The 6865-nt window shown below is 63.6% G+C and carries 8 protein-coding genes; 1 reads left to right on the forward strand and 7 read right to left on the reverse strand.

What is annotated here, in order from left to right; genetic code table 11:
* Positions 1-286: PIN domain-containing protein (locus EN893_RS12805; RefSeq protein ID WP_128361565.1), on the forward strand; the 286-nt coding region annotated here is incomplete at its 5' end.
* 19 nt (positions 287-305) lie between these two features.
* On the opposite strand, the gene EN893_RS12810 is transcribed toward EN893_RS12805, so the two are convergent.
* The 7 genes from EN893_RS12810 to EN893_RS12840 all read right to left on the reverse strand — a co-directional run bounded on the left by EN893_RS12810 (position 306) and on the right by EN893_RS12840 (position 6772).
* Positions 306-1781 carry a nucleotidyltransferase family protein gene (locus EN893_RS12810; protein WP_127267348.1) on the reverse strand — a complete coding sequence of 492 codons (1476 nt, stop codon included), beginning with the start codon at positions 1779-1781 and terminating at the stop codon, positions 306-308.
* Complete coding sequence (locus tag EN893_RS12815; RefSeq protein WP_245481067.1) at positions 1778-2470, reverse strand: glycosyltransferase family A protein; 693 nt, start codon at positions 2468-2470, stop codon at positions 1778-1780. The genes EN893_RS12810 and EN893_RS12815 overlap by 4 nt, the downstream gene beginning before the upstream one ends.
* On the reverse strand, positions 2455-3207 hold the full coding sequence (locus tag EN893_RS12820; RefSeq protein WP_127267347.1) for a glycosyltransferase: 753 nt from the start codon (positions 3205-3207) through the stop codon (positions 2455-2457). The genes EN893_RS12815 and EN893_RS12820 overlap by 16 nt, the downstream gene beginning before the upstream one ends.
* Before the next feature lie 55 nt (positions 3208-3262).
* Positions 3263-3997, reverse strand: a complete 735-nt coding sequence (locus tag EN893_RS12825) for a glycosyltransferase family A protein (RefSeq protein WP_127267346.1) — start codon at positions 3995-3997, stop codon at positions 3263-3265.
* 14 nt (positions 3998-4011) lie between these two features.
* A complete protein-coding gene (locus EN893_RS12830) occupies positions 4012-5061 on the reverse strand; it encodes a serine kinase (protein ID WP_127267345.1) in 1050 nt (349 codons plus the stop codon).
* Positions 5062-5110: 49 nt separating this feature from the next.
* Positions 5111-5542, reverse strand: coding sequence for a PqqD family protein (locus EN893_RS12835; RefSeq protein ID WP_127267344.1), 432 nt, complete (start codon positions 5540-5542; stop codon positions 5111-5113).
* A gap of 129 nt (positions 5543-5671) precedes the next feature.
* Positions 5672-6772, reverse strand: coding sequence for a hybrid-cluster NAD(P)-dependent oxidoreductase (locus EN893_RS12840; RefSeq protein WP_127267343.1), 1101 nt, complete (start codon positions 6770-6772; stop codon positions 5672-5674).
* Between the last annotated feature and the right edge of the window lie 93 nt (positions 6773-6865).

Below are 6865 nucleotides of genomic sequence, written 5' to 3' on the forward strand. Positions count from 1 at the left end.
GGTCTATGCAGAACTTGCCGTTCGCTACATCAGAATCGAGGATCTTGAGGCATTTCTGGATGCGGCCGGTCTCGAAATGGCTCCGATGCCAAGAGCCGCCCTTTTCCTTGCTGGAAAGGTATTCACGCAATACCGCCGATCGGGAGGATCGAGGACCGGCGTCTTGCCTGACTTCTTCATCGGCGCACATGCCGCCGTCACCAAGCTTCCGCTTCTGACCCGTGATGTCGGCCGCTACCAGACCTATTTCCCATCCTTGAGGCTGATCACTCCCGACGCCTTATAGCTGCCGGGTGGGCCTTCCTTCAGCCGACCGGAAAGAAATCCGCCGACAGCAACTGGAAAGGCAAGGCGCCATAGGCGGCCACCGTGGCCGCGTCGTTCCACTCGCGAAACTGTCGCGATGGTCGCGCCTCGAGCGTCAAGGCAACTCGCGCGCCGCCGAGAGTCACCTTGCCGCGAAAATGCAGCACGCGTTCCCTGCCGGACCGGCTGATGGCCATGGCGCGCAGGCGGGCAATATGCTCGCCACCGTCATTGATCTCCATCTCGATGCGGCGCCGGACCGGCGGAACGCCGATCCTGACGGTGATTTCGAGCATCATGTCGCCGGTCGTTTGCGGACAGGCGATGGCCTGCGAAAACACCAAAGGCGCCGATGCTGCTTGAGGCTTGCGCGCGGCCGATCTGCCGCGCCAAGGTGTGGCGGGCGGCTCCTGCTGCAACCGGCCCTTCTTCCGCTTCAGGCGCAACTGCTTGGCAAGCCCGCGCGATAGCCAGACAAGACCGCCGAAATCCGTGCGCGGCTTGGCTTGCAGAACCGACGACCAACGCGACAGGCCAACCCCGTCGGCCATGTCCAAGATTCTGGCCATTGTCGGTTCCGGCACCGGAATGCCGATCTCGAACGTTAGATAGGATAACGCCACCGCCGCTGGAACCGCCAGGCCGCGTCTGCCGACGATGTCGAGGAACGTGTCCCAATCGACGTCTTCGCCATGGATGGCGACCGCGCAGTCGACAAGCCAGTCGCTGTGGGTATGGGCGTCGAGGCCGCCATGGGCGATGGCCAGGGCCATGCGATCGGCCGGCGACGGCACGAAGACCGCGACGCCGCTGAATTGTGCCGGGACCGCCCGTTGCCAGATGGCCAGGTCGTCTTCCGCGCTCGTCTGCGACCCGTCATAGCCGAGCTGGTGCAGGTCGATGTCACCGAAACGGCCCTTGAAGAAGTTCATCGACCGCAGCGACGCCAACCGGGTTCGCAGATATTGCGCGCTGACGCCCGAGGCGATCTGCCAGTCGCGATCGCGCAAGATGTCGAAGACGGCAGCCATGTCGCGCGGGCGCACCAATATGTCGATATCATGCGCCACCCGGCCACGCTGCGCCGACGCGTTCAAGGCAATGCGGCTGGCGCCCTTTATCAGCATGATGTCGGCGCCGCCGTCGGCCATCGCCTTCAGCGCCGGCTCGGCCTCGCGCATCGCCATGCGCGACTTCGTCCACAGCATCTTCTGCAGGCCGACGAGGCGCGGATGGGCGGCATGCCCGGCCAGCTTCCTGCCGAACCTGTCGGAGATGGCGGCGAGCAGGCGATGTTCTCGAAACGAGACGAGATCGATGTCGTTCTCGTCCAGCCAGCGCGCGGCACAGGCAGCGGCTGCGTCCTCATCGGAGAGCAGCGCCGCCTTCAGCAACAGGTCCAGCTGGCCGGTGGGCCACGACCAGCCATAGTCCGGGAAGCGGCGGCCGATGCGGCGAACGGGCGTGGCGTTCAACTGGAACCTGCCTTGTTCTGGGCTCGCCGCTGCATGGCGAGCCTTGCGACCTGGAGGTAGCCCCGGTCGCGTGCCGGATCGCGGCCGTAGGAAAGGCTGCCCGGACGGATGCGGCGCAATGCAAGCACGTCGTCGAGCATGGCAAGGGCAAAGCCTGCCTCACGAACCCGGGCGATCCAGTCGATCATCTCGCCGCGACCGCCTGGTGGGTCGATGATGGGACCGACGCTCTGCACCACCTCTTGGCGGATCATCATCGTCGTGCGCGACCAGCCAGCTCCACTGGTCGCATCGGGCAAATCGGGGCTGTCGCCGCGAAACGTCCGCCAATGCGTAAAGACGCCCGTTGTCCCGGGATGACGGTCGAGATGGACCAGCTGCTTTTCGATCTTGTCCGGCAGCCACAAATCGTCGGCATCGAGCGTCGCGATGAGCGGCGTCGAGAGTGCCGCAATGCCGCGGGTCGTTGCGCTGCCAGGTCCGGCATTGTCCTGTCGCAGCACCGTCACCGGCAGGTTCATCGCTTCGATCACCGCAGCCGTATCGTCGGTCGAACCGTCATCGACCACGACGATGGCCTCCGCCTTTGCCGTCTGGGCCAGAACGGAGTTCAGGGCAGCGCCGATGGTGGCGGCCGCGTTGAAAGCCGGAATGACAACGCCGTAGCCTGCCATCAAAGGAACCGCCACTGCGCGAGATCCTTGAAGTCGAAAATCCCCTCCACCCGGCGCAAGCTGGGGTCGGCCTTGCGACGCTTCATCGACTTGTGAATGGCGCGCATGAACTCGCGAAAGGGCACATCGGCTTCCTTGGTCATGTTGCCGGGATGACGTCTGTAGTAGAGAGCCACCGTATCGGGCATAACGTATTTTGTCTGGCTCTCAAAGATACGCAAAAGATAGTCGGTGTCCTCGGCCTGTTTGAAATCCTCGTCGAAACCTCCGGTGCGCTCGATGAGGTTTCGCGCAAAGATCCCGGCGGACAGGTGGATCCCTCGCACGGTGATGGAGTGGCTGTCGGCGGCCGGTTCCAGCGTCTCGCCATCTATCTTGTCGACCAACGTCATGCGCGAATAGGTCAGGTCCAGGCCAGGATCTTCTCCGAAGCAGGCGAGATCCGCCTTGAAGCGCCCTGTCGGGGAGATGTCGTCCGAATCGAGAAACGACACCAGGCCGGTCTGCGGCAGCAACTGCTTCAGCCCGGCATTGCGCGCCTTTGTGACGCCGCCATTGCTCTGCTGGAAAAGACGAATGCACGGGGCCTCGTCGATCAACGACCGTACGACGGCTGCCGAACCATCGGTCGACCCATCGTCGATGACGATGATGTCGAGATCGATGTCTTCGCGCTGCCTGAGCAGCGAGCGCAGCGCGAGGCCAACGAATTGTTCGCGATTGTAGACCGGCATGATGACGCTCAGCTTCATGGGCGTCTCCGGCAGCATTCCGGGCTTGGCTGATCCGACTTGATGGTGTCGAGCATCATAGCATCCGCCAATCGGTGGGACTCTTCAATTCGAAGATTCCCTGGACCTCTCGCCGTGCCGGATCGGCCTTGCGCCGCCGCATCGACTTGTGGATTGCACGCAAGTGGTTGCGGACCCTGCCGCTATGTTCCTTGGTGACATTTCCGGCATGGCGTCGGTAGTAGATCGCGACGGCGTCCAACAATTCGTAGTTCGGTCCCGCCTCGAAAACGCGCAGCAGATAGTCGGTATCCTCAGCCTGCTCGAAATCCTCATCGAACTCGCCCGTCCGGTCGACAAGCCCTCTGCTGAACACGGCGGCGCTCAGCGAAATTCCCCGAAGTGTCATCGTGCGGCTGGCGACTGCCGGTTTCAGCCGCTCATCGTCAATCCGCTCGACCAGCGTCATCAGCGAGTAGGTCAGCTCGAGTCCGGGGTCTGCTCTGAAGCGCGCGAGGTCCTTCTTGAACCGTCCGGCCAGCGAGATGTCGTCAGAATCCAGAAACGAAACGAACTCCGCATCCGGCGGCAGTTGCCGCAGCCCGGTGTTGCGCGCCCTGGCTACGCCCATGTTGGATTGCTGGAACAGTCGGATGCAGGCGTTTTCGCGCATCATCGAGCGCACGGCCTCAGCAGAGCCGTCGGTCGAGCCGTCGTCGATGACGATGATGTCGAGATCGGCGGCGTCCCGCTGCCGCACCAGCGAGCGCAATGCCGAAACGACATAGCGCTCACGGTTGTAGACGGGCATTATCACGCTCAGTTTCACGAAGCGCCCCGCGTGAGAAAGTCCGCAATCGTACCGGCTATCTCCTGTGGCTGCGTCCCCAGCGACAGACGATAGCACGGCAGCAGGCGGGTCAGGTCGCTGAAGAAGCGAAAGCCGCTCTCCCGCTCGCCCGGCATCTGCGCTATGCCCGACGGCGCCAAGGCAATCATGGCATCCCTGCGCGACACCGGCACGATCGAACTTGCCTCGCCTCCGCCGATATGTGGCACCAGCAGCGCGATGATGTCCAGAGTTTCGGGCACCGGCCGAGGCGCGATGTCATCAATGTGAAAAGCATGCTTGCCTTGCCAGTTGAGCGGACCATGCGCTTTCAGCCGATGCTTCAGCCCAAGCCGAACGAACCCCTGGGGATCCTGTTTGAGTGTTGAAAACAGTGGGCGGGCAGTCACGCCGTTGGAGAGGTCGACCAGCACATAGTCGTCGCCGACGCTGTCCAGTCCGTTGAGGAGGCCGGCGGCGACGGTTCCGGATTTCCCGGCCCCGCCCGCGCCGGCCAGCAGCACGCCCCTGCCCTTAGTCCCGAGCGTCCCCGCATGGGCCAGCCGCATGCCGCGTGCCGCATATTCCCAATGCAGGAAAGCCCGCAGCGGCGCTCCCGGCTCCCACGGTGGAAAGGCATCGGCCGAAGCCATCAATTGCACGCCAACGCGACGTTGCGGATCATAGAACTGCCAGAAATCCAGGTCGTGAAAATGGTTGCCGCGCAATCCGGCCTCCGCCAGCCGGGTGGCGAAGCCATGCTGCGTGAAGGGCCCCTGGCCCCAACTGACCGGTGCCGCGATGCCGTCTATGCCGGGATGTGCGACGAAGACGCGGCAGCTGTCGGCAGGCGTTCGGTTGCCCGGAGCCGTGACAAGGCCATGAGCGACGGCATCCGCCAATGCGCCGACGCTGACATGCGCGGTCAGATCCAGATGCGGCAAGCTCGCCTTGCAGGTCAGCGGATAATGCGCGGCGCTGCTTTCTGCTTGCGCCAGGACATGGCGTGCGTAGTCAACCAAGTTTTCGAGAGTGACGTTCGGCATGGGTCTGCCTGTTCCGGAGCTGCCCGGCAACGAGAACCTGATGGGCGCTTCAGTTGGCCTGCTTCACCGCGGGCCAGCCGAGGGGCTCCTCGACCTCGTGGATGGGATCGACGACAATGAGATCGGCGAGATCGTCATGGATGTCGACCTTCAGGGGCTCTCTGGCAGCGGCGAGCTGAGCCAGCAATTCGCTTGGAGCCGGTCTTGCCACGCCATCGGTTACGGCCGCCAGCAAACCGAATTCGAGCAATTGTGAAACAAAGCCGTCAATCGCGGCGGCATCGAGGGCGCCAATGCCGGTCGCGGCGCCGACCAGTTCGGAGGCAGGCACGCCGGACGACAGTGCATCCCAAAGTCTGCTGCCTGAATCAGAGAAGCCGAAATATTTACCCGTGGTCAGGTCAAGAACGACGGCTTCGCCGTCGAAGGATTCAAAGACGATATCCTTGCTGGCAATGGCATAGATGCCGGATTGTCGCATGTTTGCTCCCCCGCCGAGCAGGCCGCGGAGATGATCTTCGGGCCTACGGTCAACCCCACCGTTGCAGGCGTCTAACCATTTGCAGGGTTTTTGGCAAGATGGCGCAGGCTCGGGGGCGAGCGCAGCCGGTCACGCTTCGATTTCAAGCGCAGAAAGCGGCTTCGAGCAACAGGCGAGGATAAAGCCGTCCTCGATTTCGTGATCGAGGATGCCGCCATTGTGACTCATCTCGACATCGCCCGCGACCTTCCTCACCTTGCAGGTGCCGCACAGGCCGAACTCGCAGGCGGCGGGAATCCGCACCCCAGAGGCGCGTGCCGTCTGCAGCACGGTCTGGCCGGCGACGCATTCGGCATCGACATCGGAAAGCGAAAACCGGATCGGTGTCACGGCCTCGACGGCAGCAGCAGCGCCGTCCTCCGCCGGCGGCGAGAACGGCGCCGGGATTTCCTCCACGGCAGGCGCAGCAAAGCTTTCCTGATGGTATTTCGCCATGTCGAAGCCGGCGGCGTCCAGCATGCCGCGCACGGCGCGCATGAAGGGATCGGGGCCGCAGCAGAAAATCTCGCGCTCGCGGAAATCGGGCGCCAGCAATGGCAGCCGGATCGCGTCGATGCGGCCCATATGGCCGAACCAGCCCTCGCGGCTCGACCGCTCCTCGATCATGAAGCCGAGCGACAGGCCGGGCATGCGGCTGCCGAGCAGCTCGAGTTCCTTGCGGAAAATGATCTCTTCCGGGCGGCGCGCACAGTTGACGAAGCCGACATCTGTCCATGGCGCACAGTCGTTCAACCAGCGCAGCATCGACATCATCGGCGTCACGCCGGAGCCCGCCGAAATGAACAGATATTTGGCCGCCGGGTGGCTATGCAGCGAAAAATCACCGGTCGGCCCATAGGCCTTGACGTGCGAGCCCGGCGTCAGATGGTCGAACATCCAGCGCGTGCCGGTGCTGCCCGCCTGCGCCTTGACCGTCACCGCGATCGAGAATGGCCGCGACGGCGAGGACGACAGCGTGTAGGTGCGCATCAGCGGCCCGTCCAATGTCGGCAGTTCCAGCGTCACGAACTGGCCCGGCTTGTAGCGGAACCAGGTCTGGTTGTCGGAGCGGAAGGTGAAGGTCTTCACGTCCGGCGCTTCGTCGCTGACGCCGATCACTTCCAGCACCTGCAGCCGGTCGTTCCAGGGCGTCATCTGGTCGAGATGGCGATAGAGGCCAAGGTCCGTCATCGCATTCATCCTCTTGTCCCCTGGGCTAGGCGACGCTGCGCAGGGCCGGCCGGCCGCCTTCGGCAAGGCGCGGCCCGATGAACGACGTGTACC

It is taken from the genome of Mesorhizobium sp. M7A.F.Ca.CA.004.04.2.1 (assembly GCF_004022825.1).
In the GTDB taxonomy this organism is placed as follows: Bacteria; Pseudomonadota; Alphaproteobacteria; order Rhizobiales; family Rhizobiaceae; genus Mesorhizobium.